Here is an 18,693-nt window from a genome sequence, read left to right on the forward strand (position 1 = left end):
AGCATCCAGCCCTCTCCTAATCTCCATTCACGCACGACTTATACGTATTCTTCATCAGCGCTGCGATAGTCATAGGGCCTACGCCACCCGGAACCGGGGTAATAAATGAGCATTTAGGAGCTACCTGCTCAAAATCTACGTCGCCTACCAATCTGTAGCCCGATTTCTTAGAAGCATCTTCCAGGCGGGTAATACCTACATCTATTACAACCGCTCCTTCTTTCACCATTTCAGCCTTCAAAAACTCAGGCTGACCGATAGCTGCTACAATAATATCTGCCTGGCTGCATATTTCATTCAGGTTCTGGGTGCGGGAGTGGCAAACGGTAACGGTACAATTACCCGGGTTGGTATTATTGCTTAACAAAATGCTCATAGGACGTCCTACTATGTTGCTACGTCCCAGCACTACTGCATGTTTACCCTTAGTAGGTATATTATTATGTTCCAGCAGCAGCATAATACCATAAGGGGTGGCCGGAATAAAAGCTTCCGCCTCGCCCATGATCATACGACCTATGTTTTCGGGGTGAAAACCATCCACGTCCTTACTGGCTGCAATGGCTTCAATTACTTTTCTTTCTGAAATATGGGCTGGAAGCGGTAGCTGTACTAAAATTCCATCCACCGACATATCCTCGTTCAGCTCCTGGATCTTGTCCAAAAGTTTCATTTCACTTACTTCTTCTTCGTACTCTATTAATGTAGAAATAAAGCCAATTTCGTTACAGGCTTTCACTTTAGAGTTGACGTAGGTTTGGCTGGCGCCGTTAGTACCTACTAATATTGCCGCCAAATGCGGTATTTTTTTGCCTGTTGCTGCCCGCTGGGCTACGTCTATTTTAACTGTGTTAAGAATAGCTTTGGCCGTCTTTTTTCCATCCAGTAATTGCATTTTGCAAAGATGCATCAATTTTTTAAGAGGCGCTTAAAATTTGTCAAAAACTAACATTTGTTAGAGTAATGATATTTTTTCTTAATTCAAATCAATATTTTGCATACACCCGAAATATAACGTTTAATATGTAAGTATCTGATAGTCAATTAATAAAAATATTATTAGCGGGGAATGAATTAAAGAGCATTAAGAAAACATTAATAAGACGTGATTATTTTGTTAAAAAAAATATAACTTGCTTGCTGCTAATTGACTGGATGGTTCATTGAATACGTTGATCCATTCTATTTTTTAATCCGATTTTAATCATTTTTTTAACAAAAAAGTTTTACATGAGAAAAATTCTATTGCTTTTGGCAATGTTTATGGGATTTTCGTTTCTGGCTTTTTCTCAAACCAGGACAGTTACCGGGACAGTGCTTGATGAAGCTGCAGCACCGGTGCCGTTTGCCTCGGTTTCCGTTAAAGGGACATCAGTAGGTGTTTCTGCAGATGCAGATGGCAAGTACACTATTAATGCGAAGGACGGAGCAGTGTTAGTGTTTTCAGCTACAGGTTACAATACTGCAGAAGTTACGGTGCGTAACGGTATTGCAAATGCAGTATTAAAAAAAGGTGATGGTGAAGTGATTGATGAAGTAGTAGTAACTGCTTTAGGTATTCAGCGTCCTCCTAAATCCTTAGGGTATGCTACTGCAAAAGTGGATGATAAAGTGCTAACTCAGGGTAAAGCAGTAAATGTAGCGAACGGTTTGCAAGGTAAAGTTTCCGGTTTAAATATTACTACTATCAACAGTGGCGTATTTGAAGAAGTGAAGATCAATTTGCGAGGTATCCGCTCATTGTTAGGTAGTAACGACCCTATGTTGTTGTTGGATGGAGTTCCGGTTGCGCTTAATTATCTTTCGTCATTAAGCCCTAATGATATTGAAAATGTAAATGTGTTGAAAGGGTCATCAGCAGCGGCTATTTACGGTGCCGATGCACGAAATGGAGTTATTATTGTGACAACCAGAAAAACATCGGATAGGCCGGTTGTAACATTGAGTAGCAGTGCACAAATGTCAAATATTTCATTCTTTCCCAAATTTCAAACGTCTTTTGGTAGTGGTGGATATGGTGATTATATTCCTTATGAAAACTGGTCTTGGGGGCCTGCCTATAATGGAGAAATGGTTTTAATTGGCGATGAACTTCCTGATGGGTCTAAGCAAATGGTACCCTACTCTCCCAACAATTCAAGAAAAGATTTTTTTAATAAAGGTATAACTCTTCAAAACGATGTTTCTTTTGCGACAAAAGATTTTTATATGAGTCTGTCTGATGCGAATATAAAGGGCATTGTACCAGATGATGTGAATCGCAGAACAGGTCTGAGAATAAATACTGGGAAGGAATTTGGCCGATTTAAGGTACAGACAAATCTTAACTATGTTCAATCTAACTACGACATTTTTGACGATGATGCAATGGGTGATTATCACGCTTCACAAAATGTGGGGTTAAATAACGGTTTAATGAACCTTATCTTTAATACTCCTGCACATATTCCGATCACTTCTTATAAAGATTTTGAGAATAACCCGTTTGCTCAGTATAACAACTACTTTAATCACTACGGTTTAAATCCATATTTTGCAATTGATAACTGGCGTCAAAAAGGTCGCATTCAGGACCTTTTGGGTAATCTGGAATTAAGTTACAAAGCAACTGACTGGTTGAATTTCACTTATAGAGCAGGCTTAACATCAAGGTCTGAAGTTTATACCCGTACGTCAAAGGGAGAGCAGGTAAACGATTTTGGTGAATCGCGCGATCTGACTTCAATACCAGCAATGGTGAGAGAATATTCCAATAGCAGTTTACGGTTGTCTTCTGAGGTTTTTGCAAGCGTAAATAAAGACCTGAGCGATGATTTTAAACTTACTGCTGTTTTAGGTAATTACATAAGAGCTACTGAGTCCCGAAACACTAATGTGGGTGCTACGAATTTGGTAATTCCTGGTTTATACAATATTTCTCATAGAACTGGTCAGTTGGTAGGTGCTTCCCCATTTGAACAAACTCGCCTTGTAGCTGCTTACGCCAGTGCGGGGCTGGGTTATAAAGGCTGGGCAAATATCGAATTTACAGGTCGTAACGAGTGGGTGTCAATGTTGGCACAAAATCACAACAGCTACTTTTATCCTGGAGTGAGTGCTGCGTTTGTAGCCACTGATGCCATCAACGGTTTAAAAAGTGACGTACTTTCGTTCTTGAAGTTAAGGACTGCTTGGAATAGAGTAGGAAGCGCAGATATCGCCCCATACCAGCTAATCTCAACTTACACGCAACCTGCAGGTTTTCCTTTCGGATCTATTCCGGGATATACTGCTAACGACAGAGCATTTACAGATCAGTTAAAACCTGAGTTTGTTACCAGTACGGAAGTGGGCGTAGAAGCCGGATTTTTTAAGAACAGAATTAATGTAGAAGCTACTTATTTTGTGCAGGATAACTCAGATCAAATTATTCCTATTCAACTATCTTCAGGAACAGGGTATACTTCTTATCTCACAAATGCGGCGGCCTTTAAAAATAAAGGAATTGAGATGGATTTACGTCTGACTCCTATCGTAAAGTTCAGAGAGGGTGGAGTAGAATTCAGGGCAAATGCTACATATATTGATAATAAAGTAACAAAAGTTGCAGATAATCTTGATGAAGTTGGAATAGGCGGCTTTAACAACTTTGCAATGAACTATGTTGTTGCAGGCCAACCGGCATTTATCTGGAAGGCGGTAGATTATTTGAGAGATGATCAGGGACGGGTGATTATTGATGCTGAAACAGGTCGTCCGAAAGCCGATCCTATTTTAAAGACATTTGGACGAACTCAACCTCTGTGGATTGTTGGACTTACACCTTCTGTATATTGGAAAGGGTTTAACTTATCTATTTTAGCAGAGTATAGAGCCGGCCATTATGCCTATCACGATATTGGACAAGCGATGGCATGGACAGGGGTTTCAGCCTACACTGCAAGGAATAACCGGTATCCGTTTGTGTTCCCCAATTCTGTATATGAGGACCCCAATAACCCAGGAAGCTACTTGCCTAATACGGATATTGCGCTGAACGATGTAAACGATTTTTACACAGGAGAATATAGAGATGTAGCATCTAACTTTTTGACCAGCGCTGCATCTTGGAGATTGCGTGAGGCATCTTTATCTTATGAAATCCCGGTAAGTCAATTGTTAGGTAACAGCGTAATTAAAGGGGCAAGTTTCGCGCTTACTGGTCGTAATTTGTTTCTTTGGTTGCCCAAAACAAATGTTTATTCTGATCCCGACTTCAATTTTACTACTGGAAATACAGGCGGTGTGGGAACATCACAGATTAATCCTCCGATCCGAACTTTTGGCGCGAATCTGACTTTGAGATTTTAAGAGTACCAAACAAATTTTTAATTCGTAAGATTTAAATATAAGAAATGAAAAAATTAATTTATATAATGCTGCTTACAACAATGGTATGGGGTGCTACCGGATGTAAGAAGTTTTTGGATGTAAATGAAAACCCGAATAATCCCACCGAGGAATCGTTGAAAGACCCTAATCTTCTTTTGTCTTCAAGTTTGACCAGGATTGCGGCGCAGACTGCAACCTCGTATGCTTCTACTGCACGTTGGATGGGATACTGGTCCCGCTCTGGTTCTTACGGACCCAACCCTGACGAAGAGGCCTACAGAATTACTACAACTTTTGAAGCTGGTGAATGGACTACCTGGTTGGATATAATGTTCGATGTATATAAAATGGAACAAAAAGCAGTAGAAAAAGGTGGTCAGGAGTTTTACATTGGTGCAGCAAAAGTACTGAAAACTATAGGGTATATGTATCTTGTAGACCAATATAATAATGTGCCGTATTCAAAAGCTTTTCAGGACATCAGGACTAATCTGTTTCCGGCTTATGATAAAGGTCAGGATATTTACAACGACCTTTTTGTGCAGCTCGATGAGGCATTGGCTATTTTTCAGGGACTGGATGGTGTGTCAGAGGAAAATGAGAAATTCGATATCCTGTTTGGAGGTGACTTAGATTTATGGGAAGAGTTTATCAACACTCAAAGATTGAAATTATCACTACGGATGGCAAATGTTTCTGGTTTTAATGCCAGCGCTCAAATGGCGAAAATAACTACAAAACGCTTTTTGAAAGAAACTGCAAGTGTGCAACCCGGCTATGTACAGGATCAGAATCAACAAAACCCTTATTGGAACACTTTTAAGTCGCTTTACGACGGAAGTAATGCCGACAATTTTAACAGGGCGAATAACTATATTTTATCCAAATTCAGGGATAATAATGATCCGCGGTTTATGCGTGTTTTTTCTCCAAATGGAGGAACCGGAACCAACTACACTGGCTTCAACTATGGTGAAGTAATTTCCAACGCTCCAACCGCAGGTAATTCAGCTAATGTTGCAGGACCAGGCCTGGCAAAAAGCGCAAGCCAGCCCCAGTGGATATTCAGCAGTGTAGAGTCAAAGTTTTTACAGGCTGAAGCCATAGCAAGAGGCTGGATTTCGGATGATAATGATGCTCATGAGGCATTAATAGATGCTGTTCGGGAATCTTTTGTGTGGCTGGGATTAACAGCTGACGATGCCGATGAATATTTAGGACAGCCGGATGACGAAAACGTTACCGACTATGATCAGTTATTGAACTGGCCGGCTAGCCAGGCTGATCAGATCAGGTTTATTGGTATGCACAAATACTTAGCTTTGATTGGCATTAATAACTTCGAAGCATGGGTGGATTATAGAAGAATAGGTGTACCAACAGACTTGCCACTGTCAATGCATCCTGGACGGGGAAATAATATTATTCCATTGAGGTTGCATTATCCCCAGAATGAATACAATTTTAATCCTACAGTTGTAGCGGCAGAAGGTACTATTGATCCGCAATCAAGCAAGATATTCTGGGATGTAAACTAATTTTAAAAGTTTAAAGAGTAAAGCATGAAAAAAGAAAATATTTTTTTACTTCTGGTTATGGTGCTGGCCCTTTTCAGTTCCTGCCTTAAGGATCCCCAAATCACCGACGACCTGAATTACGGTGATGAGGGGATTGGAAAAGGAAAATTGATTCAGTTTGAATACGAAGGTTTCGGGGCTAATTTTATTAATAATGCGGCGGAACGGCAGGACGTGGATCTTACAGGAATTAGATTAAACAACGATAATCCATCTACTGAAGATATTACTATTGAGCTAGCATTCGACCAGGAATTGTTAGACGCTTACAATGAGGAGCATGAAACGGGATATGAGATACCAGCTTCTAGCCGGTATACCTTAGTGAATGGGATGAAAGCTGTAATACCGAAGGGTGAACGCATCGGATACTTTAAGATCAATGTGTTGCCCAGTGAGTTTTTGGGAGGCGAATATGCATTTCCTTTGAAAATTGTAAAGGTTACCCCCGATCATACAATTGCTAGTACAAGCCATGAGACAATTACAGCATTCGGAACTAAAAATCAATACGATGGCGTCTATTCGTTAAATATTACAACAACAGGGTGGGCCGCATATGGAATATCCGAGAATAAACCAACCAACTTCCCCAATGGGATACAGCTTGTTACAGTTGGTGCTAATACTGTTGGTATTTGGTCTACTTATCTGAGCTCAAATTTGCAACCGGGCATAACTAACACAAATGGTGTAACTCAATTCGGTAATGCCTCTCCCTTATTCACGTTTGATTTAGCCACCAATAAGATAACAAATGTTACCAATAGAATTGATGATTCTCCTCGTAACAGAGCATTCGCTTTAAATCCGAACGCTCCAACAACGGATAATATATACAATCCGACAACAAAAGAACTAAATCTCAACTACTTGTTTAAACAACCTGGTAGGCCAGATATGATTGTAGTTATGAAGATGAAATATACAGGAGTTAGGTAGAGTGTGTTTTTGCGAATAGGGAGAATGGGAATTATGCCGTTTCAAGTAAAATCTTGAAACGGTTTTTCTTCTTTTTATTAAATAAATGTTATGAAATTCTATTATACTTTTATTTTTTTAATTTTATATGTCGCAATTCAAGCTCAGAACGGCTACTCGGCTCCTCAGGCTGTAGGCGCACCTTTGCAAGGAGGCCGAATAATGGATATGAATATTACCTCCCGGGCTATCGATGTTTCCCGATTTAGTGGAATTGCTGGTACTCCTTTTCTTTCCGTTGACTATAAACAAGCTTTTGTAAAAACAAAAACGGGAGAGCAATTCAGTAATGCATGGATAAAATTTAGTACTTACAGTAACGAAATCTTGCTTGAAAACGCAAGTCAGTTGGTGGCGCTAACTAATGTTGATTCGGTGAGTTATGTTGAGCAATCTGACAACCATGAAAAAGCAAATATTATCCTAAAAACCGGATACCCCGGTATCGAAAACAAAACACCTGAAACTATTTATCAAATACTTGCTTATAGGGGAGATCTGCAGTTATTAAAATACTATCAGACCAAGGTTGAACTGGTTAAGAAGATGGGCATGCCCGATCAGAAAACATTTGTTACAACGCCAATCTATTATATTTATAGATCTGGCAGCAACTCTATAAAACGTGTTAAACTGAACAAGGGCTTACTCGGTGAGCTTAAAGATTTTCCTGAAGCATCAAAAAAAGCTTCAGATTTGTCAACTAATTTCAGGGAAGAAAAAGAGGTAATAAGGCTTCTGAGTAGTATATAATAAGAATTCTGAAAAGTTTATGACGCCGCTACATAATTGTAGCGGCTTTTTTTATAGATGTAGTGGTCCCAATTGGGGCCGGATGACGGCAATTTGCTCAGGGAACCAGAAGAGGGAACATTTTGTGCTTATTATTAAAAATCTGGTGCCCTATCGTACTGCTTAAATTGTATTTAGGCATTAAATATTTATAAAATATATTTTAGAAATCCTGTTTTTTGAAATAAATCATTTTTGGGGCCATATTTATAGATATTATTCAGAGTATGATTGATGATGTGAAATTTTTCTAAGAACTATGCAGGATAATAGTAAAAGATTAAATATACCAGCGTTTGTTGATCAGAGACATTTTTTACCTGTGTTAGTTTTACATATTTTTAACACTTTGATAATTTTAACTTAAACTACGTTTAATGGGAAAACTTAAAGTTGCTTTCGTTGGGATATTGTCATTTCTGACGAGCCTCGCATTTGGACAAGCCAAAACAGTCACCGGAACCGTAACTGACGATAAGGGCGCTCCAATTCCTGGAGCTACAGTTACCGTAAGCCAAACTAATATTGGTACTGCAACGGACCCTAATGGCCGTTTTACAATTAATTTACCAGAAGGCAAGAGAGTTATTGAAGTGACTGCTGTTGGTCGTTCGAGTCAGGCAGTAGACCTGGACGGCAAATCAACAGTAACAATTGTCTTATCTATGATAGAGAATCCACTCGAAGAGATCGTTGTTACAGCGTACGGGCGTCAAACGAGAAGAGCGGTTACTGGTGCCATCGCATCCATCAATTCAAAAGACCTTGAGAAGAGAGCACTTACAAGCGCTACGGGAGCACTAGAGGGTGTTGCTCCAGGTGTTATGGTTAATAATACTTATGGACAACCCGGAACTGCGCCTTCCATTCGAATCAGGGGTTTTTCTTCAATTAATGGTAATAATACTCCGTTGGTGGTTGTCGATGGAGTGATTTACGGCGGAAGCATAGCCGATTTGAATTCAAATGATATTGAAGATATATCGGTTTTGAAAGACGCTGCAGCTGGTGCCTTGTATGGTAACAAAGCATCAAATGGAGTTGTATTAATTACAACCAAAAAAGCAAAATCCGGAAAGCCGGTATTTAACGCTGCAATAAACCAAGGGTTTTATACGCGTGGTATGAAAGAGTATACTACTATGTCACCCGATCAATACATGGAAGCGATGTGGTTGGGATACCGGAATAATTTGCTGTCAACAAGTGCTACCTATAATACAGTGGAAAAAGCTAATGCAAAAGCCAATGAATCGGCTATAACAGATAATATCCGCTATAATATATATAATAAAAGTAACACAGAGCTATTTGATGCAAATGGTAAGTTGGTAAGTGATGCAAGGATCAGAGATGGATATTTAGGTGATTTAGACTGGTTCGAACCTATTTTGCAAACTGGGCACAGACAGGATTACAACATTAACGGAGGTACCAAAAATGATAAAAGTAGCTTGTTCTTTTCGACCGGCTACCTGGATGAAAAAGGCTATTTTAAACGGTCAGGATTCCAGAGATTTACCGGAAGGATTAATGGAGATATTACTCCTGTGAGTTGGTTTAAAGCCGGTGTGTTATTGAACGGAACTCATCAAATCAATAACAACTACAGCGATGGTAATACTTCATTTAACAACCCTATTTATAATGCTAGAATCATTGCGCCTGTTTTCCCTGTTCATTTACATGATATGGCTACAGGTGAGTATATTTTAGATGAAGAAGGAAAAGTTCAGTATGATGATGGGTCAACCTATAATAGGGGGCAATATGTAGCCAGACATGCAATTTGGGAAAATGAGCTTAATACAAGGAAGAATATCATAGGTTCTATGCAAGGTCAGGCCTATGCAAATGTAAAATTTCTGAAGGATTTTTCGTTCACAATACTCGGTGATCTGACTACTAAAAATACGGAGCTGAGAAATTATGAAAACCCGGTGATTGGAGATGGATCAGGTAATGGAGGGCGTGTAAGTAGAGATATGTACAGGTATAAAGTGTACACTTTTCAGCAGCAGCTGAATTGGAACAGATATTTTAACGATCATAATTTTGACGTATTAGTCGGACATGAAAACTACAGCTATTTCTATAGCAGGTTGCAAGGCTCAAAGGGTTCCCAGGCTTTCACTGGTTTGGAGAACCTGGATGATTTTACCAGTATCATTAGTTTGGGTGAATATGAAGATGTCGTTAAAACAGAAAGCTATTTGAGCCGTGTTAGATATAATTATAGTCAAAAGTACTTTTTAGAAGGTTCTTTCAGGCGTGATGGATCTTCAAGATTTGCAGCCGCAAATAGGTGGGGTAGTTTTTGGGGACTTTCCGGCGCTTGGTTAATAAGCAGCGAAAATTTTCTGGCAGGTAGCAAAACCGTAAATAATCTTAAGCTCCGTGCGGGTTATGGACAGGTAGGTAATGACGCGAGTGCGGCATATTACGCATCTCAAACCTTGTACACGTTCAATCAGAATGCAAATCTAATGGCCGTTTATTTGTCCCAAAACGGTTCACAAAACCTGGTTTGGGAAAAAGTAGGTACATGGGGTGCTGCATTAGAAGGGCAGCTGTTTAACAGATTTAATTTCTCAGTTGAATATTTCGATAAGCGATCTATAGATCTGATCTTCCCGTTCAATTACCCTCTTTCTGCAGGCGGTACCTCTTCTACCAGTGCTCAGGCAACTGTTCTTAGAAATATCGGAACACTTTCAAACCGGGGATGGGAGTTAGCTGCAGATTACTTTATTATAAACAAAAAAGATTTCACTCTTAATTTGGGTGCAAACGCTACGTTCTTAAAGAATGAGATAGTGAAGCTTCCTAATGAGAATAAAAAAGATGGTATTATTGACGGAACCAAAAAACTGTTTGAAGGACATGGAATTTATGATTTTTGGCTTTACCAATACGCCGGAGTAGACCAGATGACAGGTACTGGATTATATGTCGCTGACGATGTGATCTACAACGGTGGTAATCCTGATAATGCCGGGTCTACAATTCCTGCCGCTAATCTTGTGAAAATAAATGATAAATATTATGTCAATAATGTTACCTACGCCAAGCGCGACTGGAGCGGGTCTTCTATCCCTAAAGTATATGGTGGTGTCAGCTTAAGGGCAAACTGGAAAAGTTTGTCATTCCAGACATTATTTACTTATGGCCTGGGAGGCAAAATGATGGACTATTCTTATTTGGATTTAATGAGTGTATCCGGCACGCCACATAGCTTACATACTGATCTGTTAAAGGCTTGGAACGGTGCTCCTGAGGGAATGACGGAATCCTCTGTTAATCGTTTGGATCCTAATGGTATACCAGCAATTGATTATGCTAGAAATGCACAGGCAACACAAACCTCAACAAGATTTTTGCAGGATGCAAGTTACGGTGTTTTAAAAAATATTTCTATCGGTTATGGCTTACCATCTACCACTCTGGAGCGAATATCCCTGAGATCATGTCAAATAAACTTCACTATTGAGAACCTGGCTACGTTTACCAAGCTTCAAGGCATGGATCCTCAACAGTCTTTTAACGGGGTGCATTACAACTACTTTATGACCCCACGTATATTCTCTTTAGGTTTAAACATTGGACTATAAATAAATGAAAATGAAAAAATATATACTTGGCGCTTTATTATTTGTAGTAATATTTACTGCTTGTAAAAAAAGCTATTTAGAAACTGCCCCTTCAGATGCAGCTAATCCAGAGACCGTATTTCAAAATACAAGGAACGTCGAATCTGCTGTCAACGGTTTAGCAAAGATGATGACTATGCAGTATCTCGAATCTCAGGGTTTTAATGGCGAGGGCACTATTAAAATGTTTTATGGTAATTATCCCGGGGCCGACTTTTATGTAAACCTGACCGGATGGGCACCTATTATTAATGCCACCTACAACCAGCTTTCAACCAGTATTTATGACTACTACCCCTGGTATTATTATTACAAAATAATTGGTAATGCCAATACTATAATAGCGAAAGTGGATAATGTAGAAGGCGTTGAGGCGGATAAGCAATTTCTTAAAGCTCAGGCACTGAGTTACAGAGCCTATTGCTATATGATGTTGGTGCAATTGTATGGACATAGATGGTCTGATTCTCAAAATGGCGCCACCAAAGCAGTAGTTTTGAGACTGGATCAAAGTACCGGTGATATTCCTGTGTCAACATTGGGTGACTCATATAATCAGATATATAAAGATTTAGATGACGCTATAGCGCTTTATGAAAGCTCTAAAAATGTTCGCGGAAGGAATTTTGAAATGGACAAAAGTGTAGCCTATGCGATTTATGCACGCGCTGCCTTAAACAAGCAGGATTACCCTAATGCGGAAAAGTATGCAAAGATGGCGAGAACTGGATATGCACTAATGTCAAATACTGAATATAAGAATGGATTTTCTAATCCAACATCAGAATGGATTTGGAGTAGTTATGGAGCATCTGATGAAACGTTATACTTTTATTCCTTCCTTGCATATATTGGGTATAATTCAACCGCTGGAGCTGTTAGAACTACTCCTAAATGTATCAATAAGATACTGTTTGGAAAAATACCTACATCCGACATTCGCAAAAGTTTGTTTTTAAACCCGGCGGGCTATACTTATACCAACGGTACCGGTGTAGCTTCGTCTGCTTTGGCTGCTTATGGTAGAACTTTGTATCCGGATTTACAATCAAATGCCACACTGTATGCTTTTATGCAGTTTAAATTTAAAGCGAACGACATGCCTGGTGTCGGTCATTTGGTACACTTTAGGTCTTCCGAGATGTTGTTAATTGAAGCTGAAGCTAAATACTTCCAAAACAAGGCGGCAACTGAGGTACAGGCGTTGTTGATTGAATTAAATAAGACAACAGGCCGTGATCCCGACTACGCAATTTCAAAAACCGGTACCGAGTTGTTAGATGAGATAAAGTTTTACAGAAGTATTGAATTGTGGGGTGAAGGTTTTGATTGGTTTGATTTAAAGCGTTGGGGGGCAACTATAACCAGAGTTTCTACAGCTCAGGGAGGAAGTTTCCCAGCAGCATTAGCAGTTACCATTAAGCCAGAAGATAATAATAAGTGGACATGGGTAATTCCTAACAGGGAGTTTGATTACAACACACGTATAAATGAACAATAATCGAAAATAATTTTCATTAAAAAGCTGTCTTGATAAGAGACAGCTTTTTTTATGCTATCTAGAATTACTTAGAGAACTGGGCATGTCTGCTTTCGGTTTGACTCTCTTTTTCTTTATCTTCACTCAAATTAATATCATGAATCAACAAGAAGGAAATCAGCTGAATATTGAGATTTCAGAAGAAGTGGCAGAAGGAACTTACGCCAACCTGGCTATTATTACGCATTCTCACGCCGAGTTTGTATTCGACTTTGTGAACATTATGCCCGGAACCCCCAAAAGCCGTGTAAAATCAAGAATTATTTTTACGCCTCAACATGCCAAGCGTTTTATGAAAGCATTGGTAGATAATATTGAAAAATTTGAAGCCATGAACGGAACCATTAAAGACCTGGATGAAACGCAGATCCCGGTAAACTTTGGAGGACCGACCGCTCAGGCTTAAGCCAGGTTAATAGCTGATGGTTCATAGATCATGGGGGCTCGATACAATGAACAATGATCTATGAACTATTCCCTATCTGTATCTTTTTCTTCGATTACTGTCCTCTGGTTGTAAAGGCGGATCTGGTTTTTGCTTGATCCATATCGTTGCCTGCCTGGTTTTATCTTTATCAGACTTTAAGCTGGCTGTTACGGTAACCTTCACCACATTCGGGTTGTCGGGCAATACCAGGTCGTTACCCTCGAATTTGCCATAATCTGTTTTAAAATCAATCTCTTTGGCTGTAAGCGGTTTCCAGCTGCCGTCGCTCATTTTGCCATCTACATTAATATAATTATGTGTGCCTTTTTTGAGGCTGTCAGTATATAGGTGAAAATGAATGCTTTCAACACGCTGTGCGTGTAAAGAACAGATTGAGAAAAAAAATATAGCGGATAAAAAAAGCTTCATATTATGTTGTATACTCAATTGACGAGTAAACTAATTGAAACGTTGGCATGGCTTCCCTGTCAAATGCTTCGCTCCAACTGCCTTTTATAGAGCTGTATCGTGTTTTCAAAACCCAGGTATAGCGCATCGCAGATCAATGCATGCCCAATGCTTACCTCGTCCAGCCAGGGAATATGGGTTGCAAAAAACTGCAGGTTATCCAGGTCCAGGTCATGGCCGGCATTCAGCCCCAGTCCCAATTCCTTCGCTTTCTGAGCAGCCAATACATAGGGTGCAATCGCTTCATTCCTGTTGGTATGGTAATGCCTCGCATAACCTTCTGTATATAATTCAATGCGATCAGTGCCTGTTGCAGCAGCGCCCGCTACCATGCGCTCATCAGGGTCAACAAATATCGAAACCCTGATACCAGCCTCTTTGAAAATGCCGATGATGTTTTCCAGATAATTTTTATGTGTAATAGTGTCCCAGCCATGATCACTGGTTAATTGCCCCAATGCATCCGGAACCAGCGTTACCTGGTGCGGCTTTACTTCCAAAACAAGGTCAATAAATTTCTGCTCGGTGCAATTGCCTTCGATATTAAACTCTGTGCTCAATAGAGGCTTCAGATCCCTGACATCTGCGTAGCGGATATGACGCTCGTCAGGCCTGGGGTGCACCGTAATTCCATCCGCTCCAAACCGTTCGGCATCTTTCGCCATTTTCACCAGGTCGGGATTGTTGCCTCCGCGCGAGTTGCGGAGGGTTGCAATTTTATTTATATTTACAGAGAGTTTTGTCATTCAATATCGCTTTAAACATCGAAGGTACTATTATCATTCTTTTACCGGGCTCCTAAAAAGGCTTTCCGTTTTTATTATTCTTCACAGGTATAAATTTATTAGCCGTATGGTTCCTAAATTAGCATTACTGTTCTTATTTACCGGGTTTACCATGGTGGTAACAGCACAATCAACACCTGTATCTGCTGACACCATACTAGCAAGGGCTTTTAGCAAAGCAAAAAAAGAGAAGAAAAACGTATTTATTATTTTTCATGCTTCCTGGTGTGGATGGTGCCGGAAAATGGACGCCGCAATGAGCGACCCGGCCTGCAAACCTTTTTTTGACGCCAACTATATAGTTGAACATCTAACCATACTTGAATCGAAAGATAAACGACAACTGGAGAACCAGGGCGCAGAAGCGCTGTTTAAAAAATATGCTCCCGCCGATTCCGGAATTCCTTTCTGGCTTATTTATGATGCCAAAGGAACCCTCATTGCCGATGCTAAAATGCCTGATGGCAGCAATGCGGGCTGCCCCGCAACAGCCGATGAAGTGGCACATCTGATCCATACACTCAAACGTTCCTCCTCTATCGGCGAGGAAACCAGTAAAGCCATCTTTGAGCGTTTTCGCAGGAATGAGTCTGTAAAACAAGGATATTAAAAAGGCATCGCCTATATTAGGGATGCCTGTTATTTTGTAAAACCTTTAACAAAGTTTACTTTTATGTGAACTTATGATATAAAATATTATAGAGAAACACCGGTATCCGCTGGAGGAATGATTCTTTCAGCGGATATTTTTTATTGTAATTGCTGCTCTGCTAAAGGAGCGCTCGTTTCTACTTTCCGGTAGAAACGTTTTTGAAAAACAAGCAGTGTAATAACGCCAGTAGAGATAGCCATATCGGCTATATTAAAGATAGGGCTGAAAAATTCGAAAGACTCGCCGCCTACCCAGGGTAACCAGGAAGGATAAGTGGTTTTTACCATAGGGAAATACAGCATATCTACTACACTGCCATGCAGGAAAGAGGAGTAGCCTTTTCCGCCCAGAGATGCAATTCCTCCGTAACCTACATAATCGCCTACCGCAGGATCGAAATGAAGGCCTTTGTCAAACAGCATCCCGTAAAACATACTATCGATCAGATTGCCTAAAGCGCCGGCATAAATCAGCGCCACACAAACCATAAATCCGCGTGAATATTTTTCCTTTGCAAATTTTACAATCAGCCAGCTGCCAAAAATAACGGCTACCAGTCTGAACAGGGTCAACGCTACTTTGCCGCCTTCATTACCAAACTTCCATCCCCATGCCATGCCACTGTTCTCAATAAAATGTATACGGGCCCAATCCATACCCAAAATGCGGGTAACTTCACCAACCGGGTAATTGGTTTTGATATATATCTTAACCACCTGATCTACTATGAGAATCAGTAAAATAATAATAATAGATGTGCTTAACTTCCCTGCCTTCATAAGGTTACAAAGATGATTTTAAATTTTTAAATTTCAATTTTTAATTTCCCCGGGTTTAGACATAAAAATGCTAAAAATCCGGTGTAAAAGAGGAACTCTTAAATACGTACAATACCTGGGATTGTTCAATAAATCTGTACTATTTCGGCTTCTTCTCTTAATAAACCGAGCAACGACAATCAGCAGCATAAGATGACCAGTCGAAAAATAGATGTTTTACTCACTCCAATACACTCTTTTTACTCTCTGTGAAATGCCAGTCATTATTTCGTAAGGAATAGTACCGATTGCCCGGGCCAGTTCCTCTACCGGAAGTCCATTGCCAAACACGATCACATCATCGCCTTCCTTCACCCCTTTTATATGCGTTACGTCAATCATCACCATATCCATGCAAACAGTGCCTATAACCGGGGCTTTTTTACCATGTACCAGCATATAACCTACACCATTACTCAGGCGCCTGGAGTACCCATCCGCATAACCAATTCTTACGGTGGCAATGGTAGACTTTTGCGTAGCCACTCCCCGGCGGTTATAACTTACGGTTTCGCCCTTCTGAATTTGTTTTAGTTGTGCAATGGTTGATTTTAACGTAAGGGCGGGCTGTAATTTTTTTGCAACTTTTTTTCCCGCAATGCCATATAAACCAATACCCAGTCTTACCATATCCATTTGCAGCTTTGGAAAACGGGCAATAGCTGAAGAATTGGCAATATGCGTAAGAAACGCATAGCCGATCGTTTCTCTTAGCTCTTCTGCTGCCCGTTGCAGCAAGTTATACTGATGTAGAGTGAAAGCATCTTCAACCACATCTTCACTGGCGGCAAGATGTGAGAAAACAGATTGCACTTTAAGGGAACTATTGTTTTTCAGTCTTTGAGCAAGGGCCTGAACGTCGTTTATGGCAAATCCCAACCGGTTCATACCGGTTTCAATTTCAATATGTACAGGATAATGTTTTAGTCCCGATTGCTGTATATGTTTTTCGAAAGCATCCAGCTGCTCAAAAGAGAAAAGATCCGGTTCGAGCAGGTGCTCAGTAATGGCATCAAACGCATTGGGTTCGGGGTTTAATACCATAATGGGTATCGATATACCTGCTTTACGGATTTCAACGCCCTCGTCAGCATAAGCTACACCCAGGTAATCTGCCTTATGATATTGTAATAAGCCCGCCACTTCAGTTCCTCCGCTTCCATATGCAAAAGCTTTCACCATTACCATTACTTTGGTAGCAGGTTCCAGCATTTGCTGAAATGTTTTATAATTATGTGCAATAGCATTCAGGTTGATCTCCAGGATGGTTTGATGGGCTTTTTGCTCCAGCAACGACGCAATCTGCTCAAATTCAAATACACGGCCTCCCTTTATCAAAATAGCCTCATCTTTGAAGCTAAAGGAGTGCAGGTGCTGTATAAAATCGGAGGTCGAAAGAAAAAAGTGATGATCGATCTTTGTCTTCTTAGCCGTGACCCATGCATGCATCACCGACTGCATTTTTTCTCCGATACCTATAAGCCGGACTATTTTATGTTTTTGCAGCTGCTCCAGGATGTTTCGGTATAACAGTTCAGTATCGCCGCCTGTTTGTAAGAAATCGGATAAAATAACGGTTTTTTGAAGCCCTTTAGCCTGTTGTTGTAAAAAATGCAGGGCTATAGACAGCGAGTCGATATCGGTGCTGTAACTATCATTGATCAAAATGCAATTATTATTGCCTTTCTTAAACTCCAGGCGCATATTTACAGGCTGGAGTAGTGGTATGCGCTCCTGCAAAATCTGACTGTCTATTTTCAGATAAAGAGCCACTGCACAAGCCGTAACTATATTTTCTATGGAAGCTGCGTCTGTAAAAGAAGTCTGGATTGAGAATTTATCACCTTGATAATTGAGGTTAATCCGGGTTCCGGTACTTTTCTTTTTTATAGAATTTACTTCGAGCTCGAAAGACTTGTTGCTTCCCCAATAAAAAACCGGTGTTGCCAGTTGGTCCACCTGCTCTTTTATGAGTGGATCATCGCCATTCGCAATAACTATGCGGCTATTTTTAAAAAGCAGCAGTTTTTCCTTCAGCTTTTCAGTATTGTTTTTGAAGCCTTCGCTATGAGCACTCCCGATGTTGGTAATTACGCCGATGGTGGGCTGTATGATATCCCGCAACTGTTGCATTTCTCCAGGTTGGCTAATGCCTGCTTCAAATATAGCCAGGTCGTTTTCCGGTTCTATTTCCCAAACGCTCAAGGGCACGCCTATTTGCGAGTTATAGCTTTTAGGGCTTCTGACGATCGTTTTATTGGCCTGTAGCAACTGGTAGAGCCACTCTTTTACAATAGTTTTACCATTGCTGCCTGTGATTCCAATTACTTCTATATCAAATTTTGACCGGTGAAAAGCTGCTAGTTTTTGCAAGGCCGTCAGTACATTATCTACTGTCAGGAAAATGCCCCCCGGGTAGTTCTTCGCGTTGATTTTTTCTGAAACCACAAAGTAGCGGAGTCCGGCCTTATATAATTCGGGTATAAAAAGATGACCATCTCTTCGGGGACCCGGCAACGCAAAAAATAAAGAAGACTCCGGGTTAACCAGTTTCCGGCTATCGGTGAGTAAGGTATAAATAGATATCCTGGGTATAGGTTGCCCCGATAACCCAAGAGCGCCTGCAATATCCTGTAACGTATGCATGAGCCGT

General features: G+C 40.4%; 13 protein-coding genes. 8 read left to right on the forward strand and 5 right to left on the reverse strand.

What is annotated here, in order from left to right:
- Window positions 1–16 precede the first annotated feature (16 nt).
- Window positions 17–910 (reverse strand): bifunctional methylenetetrahydrofolate dehydrogenase/methenyltetrahydrofolate cyclohydrolase FolD, encoded by an 894-nt coding sequence (gene folD, locus U0035_RS16380; RefSeq protein ID WP_262510942.1) that lies wholly within the window; start codon window positions 908–910, stop codon window positions 17–19.
- A 320-nt stretch (window positions 911–1,230) separates the two neighbouring features.
- Between folD and U0035_RS16385 the strand changes: the two genes are divergently transcribed.
- From U0035_RS16385 to U0035_RS16415, 7 genes are all read left to right on the forward strand, one after another.
- Window positions 1,231–4,329: a SusC/RagA family TonB-linked outer membrane protein gene (locus U0035_RS16385; protein ID WP_114792279.1), complete on the forward strand. Its 3,099-nt coding sequence runs from the start codon at window positions 1,231–1,233 to the stop codon at window positions 4,327–4,329.
- Between the two features lie 44 nt (window positions 4,330–4,373).
- Window positions 4,374–5,888, forward strand: coding sequence for a SusD/RagB family nutrient-binding outer membrane lipoprotein (locus U0035_RS16390; RefSeq protein WP_114792280.1), 1,515 nt, complete (start codon window positions 4,374–4,376; stop codon window positions 5,886–5,888).
- Window positions 5,889–5,912: 24 nt separating this feature from the next.
- Window positions 5,913–6,869, forward strand: coding sequence for a DUF1735 domain-containing protein (locus U0035_RS16395; RefSeq protein WP_114792281.1), 957 nt, complete (start codon window positions 5,913–5,915; stop codon window positions 6,867–6,869).
- A 90-nt stretch (window positions 6,870–6,959) separates the two neighbouring features.
- Complete coding sequence (locus tag U0035_RS16400) at window positions 6,960–7,661, forward strand: hypothetical protein (RefSeq protein WP_114792282.1); 702 nt, start codon at window positions 6,960–6,962, stop codon at window positions 7,659–7,661.
- A gap of 416 nt (window positions 7,662–8,077) precedes the next feature.
- A complete protein-coding gene (locus U0035_RS16405) occupies window positions 8,078–11,311 on the forward strand; it encodes a SusC/RagA family TonB-linked outer membrane protein (protein WP_114792283.1) in 3,234 nt (1,077 codons plus the stop codon).
- A gap of 10 nt (window positions 11,312–11,321) precedes the next feature.
- The gene (locus tag U0035_RS16410) at window positions 11,322–12,851 is read left to right on the forward strand and encodes a RagB/SusD family nutrient uptake outer membrane protein (RefSeq protein WP_211316504.1); all 1,530 of its coding nucleotides are present in this window, start codon (window positions 11,322–11,324) and stop codon (window positions 12,849–12,851) included.
- 136 nt (window positions 12,852–12,987) lie between these two features.
- Complete coding sequence (locus tag U0035_RS16415; RefSeq protein WP_114792285.1) at window positions 12,988–13,296, forward strand: DUF3467 domain-containing protein; 309 nt, start codon at window positions 12,988–12,990, stop codon at window positions 13,294–13,296.
- Between the two features lie 72 nt (window positions 13,297–13,368).
- On the opposite strand, the gene U0035_RS16420 is transcribed toward U0035_RS16415, so the two are convergent.
- Window positions 13,369–13,746 (reverse strand): hypothetical protein, encoded by a 378-nt coding sequence (locus tag U0035_RS16420; RefSeq protein WP_114792286.1) that lies wholly within the window; start codon window positions 13,744–13,746, stop codon window positions 13,369–13,371.
- A 59-nt stretch (window positions 13,747–13,805) separates the two neighbouring features.
- Entirely contained in the window at window positions 13,806–14,531 is a 726-nt protein-coding gene (locus U0035_RS16425; RefSeq protein ID WP_114792287.1) for a pyridoxine 5'-phosphate synthase, read from the reverse strand.
- A 106-nt stretch (window positions 14,532–14,637) separates the two neighbouring features.
- Between U0035_RS16425 and U0035_RS16430 the strand changes: the two genes are divergently transcribed.
- The gene (locus U0035_RS16430) at window positions 14,638–15,180 is read left to right on the forward strand and encodes a thioredoxin family protein (RefSeq protein WP_114792288.1); all 543 of its coding nucleotides are present in this window, start codon (window positions 14,638–14,640) and stop codon (window positions 15,178–15,180) included.
- A 140-nt stretch (window positions 15,181–15,320) separates the two neighbouring features.
- Here U0035_RS16430 and U0035_RS16435 read toward each other — a convergent pair whose 3' ends face one another.
- Both U0035_RS16435 and U0035_RS16440 read right to left on the reverse strand, forming a co-directional pair.
- The gene (locus U0035_RS16435; protein WP_114792289.1) at window positions 15,321–16,001 is read right to left on the reverse strand and encodes a lipoprotein signal peptidase; all 681 of its coding nucleotides are present in this window, start codon (window positions 15,999–16,001) and stop codon (window positions 15,321–15,323) included.
- A 216-nt stretch (window positions 16,002–16,217) separates the two neighbouring features.
- Complete coding sequence (locus U0035_RS16440; RefSeq protein ID WP_114792290.1) at window positions 16,218–18,686, reverse strand: bifunctional UDP-N-acetylmuramoyl-tripeptide:D-alanyl-D-alanine ligase/alanine racemase; 2,469 nt, start codon at window positions 18,684–18,686, stop codon at window positions 16,218–16,220.
- Window positions 18,687–18,693 lie beyond the last annotated feature (7 nt).

This window comes from Niabella yanshanensis (genome assembly GCF_034424215.1).
Classification (GTDB): Bacteria; Bacteroidota; Bacteroidia; order Chitinophagales; family Chitinophagaceae; genus Niabella; species Niabella yanshanensis.